General features: G+C 65.3%; 1 protein-coding gene. It reads left to right on the top strand.

Annotated elements, in window-relative coordinates:
• Positions 1 to 1,683, top strand: a 1,683-nt coding sequence (locus tag ACZ7KX_RS42660) for a non-ribosomal peptide synthetase (protein WP_470331338.1), incomplete at both ends; no start/stop codon positions are given.

Genomic DNA, 1,683 nt, shown 5'->3' with positions numbered 1-1,683 from the left:
GTGGATGTGTTCGTGGTGGGTGAGCGTGAGCGGGTGTTGGTGGGGTGGAACGGTGAGTCGCGGGTTGTTCGTGATGTGTCGTTGCCGGTGTTGTTCGGTGAGCAGGTGGAGCGGACGCCGGATGCGGTGGCGGTGGTTGCTGGTGGGCGGTCGTTGACGTATCGGGAGTTGGATGCGTGGTCGAACCGGGTGGCTCGGTGGTTGATCGGGCGGGGGGTTGGTGCGGAGTCGTTCGTGGGGGTGGTGCTGCCGCGGTCGGTGGAGTTGGTGGTGGCGCTGTTGGGTGTGGTGAAGGCGGGTGGTGCGTATGTGCCGGTGGATGCGGGGTCGCCGGCGGAGCGGGTGGCGCAGGTGTTCGGTGATGCGTGTCCGTTGTTGGTGATCGATGATCCGTCGATGCTGGATGTGTCCGGTTTTTCGGATGCTGTGGTGTCGGATGTGGATCGTCGGGTGGGGTTGTCGTTGTCGCATCCGGTGTATGTGATTTTCACGTCGGGTTCGACGGGTCGGCCGAAGGGTGTGGTGGTTGAGCATCGTTCGGTGGGTGCGTATTTGGTGCGTGCTCGTGAGGTGTACGGGGATGCGGCGGGGTTGTCGTTGTTGCATTCGTCGGTGGCGTTCGATCTGTCGGTGACGGGTTTGTATGCGCCGTTGGTGAGTGGTGGGTGTGTGGTGTTGGCGGAGTTGGATGAGCGGGCGGGGGAGTTCGGTCGTCCGTCGTTCATGAAGGTGACGCCGTCGCATTTGGGGTTGTTGGAGGTGTTGCCGGCGGGGGTGTCTGCGTCGGGGATGTTGGTCACGGGTGGTGAGGCGTTGGTGGGTGAGGCGCTGGATTCGTGGCGGGCGTCGAATCCTGGTGTGGTGGTGGTGAATGCGTATGGTCCGACGGAGGCGACGGTCAATTGCACGGACTTCCGGATCGAGCCTGGTCAGGTTGTGGGTTCGGGTGCGGTGCCGATCGGTCGTCCGTTCTGGAATACGCGGGTGTATGTGCTGGATGGTGCTCTGCGTCCGGTTCCGCCGGGTGTGGCGGGTGAGTTGTATGTCGCGGGTGTGGTGTTGGCGCGTGGGTATTGGGGGCGTGCTGATCTGACGGCGGAGCGGTTTGTTGCCGATCCGTTCGGTGGTGTGGGTGTGCGGATGTATCGCACGGGTGATGTGGCGCGGTGGAATGCCGATGGCCAGCTGGTGTATGTGGGCCGGGTTGATGATCAGGTGAAGGTCCGGGGTTTCCGGATCGAGCTGGGTGAGGTGCAGGCCGCGGTCGTCGCGCACGGGCGGGTGGCTCGGGCTGCGGTGGTGGTGCGTGAGGACGAGCCGGGGGACAAGCGTCTGGTGGCGTATGTCGTCGCTTCGGATGGTCAAGCCGCTGACGTCCAGGACCTGCATGGGCTGCGGGAGTTCGTGGCGGGCCGGTTGCCGGAGTACATGGTGCCGTCGGCGTTCGTGGTGTTGGATGCGTTGCCGTTGACGGTGAACGGGAAGCTGGACCGTCGTGCGCTGCCGGTGCCGGAGTACGGTCCGGAGCAGGCCGGGGGTCGGGTGCCGCGGTCGCCGCGTGAGGAGGTGCTGTGCGGGCTGTTCGCGCAGACCCTGGGCGTGGAGTCGGTGTCGATCGACGACGACTTCTTCCGTTTCGGCGGGCACTCCCTGCTCGCGACCCGGCTGGTCAGCCGCATCCGC

The organism is Kitasatospora sp. NPDC038210, from assembly GCF_055600605.1.
This window is presented reverse-complemented; position numbering and strand designations above follow the sequence as displayed.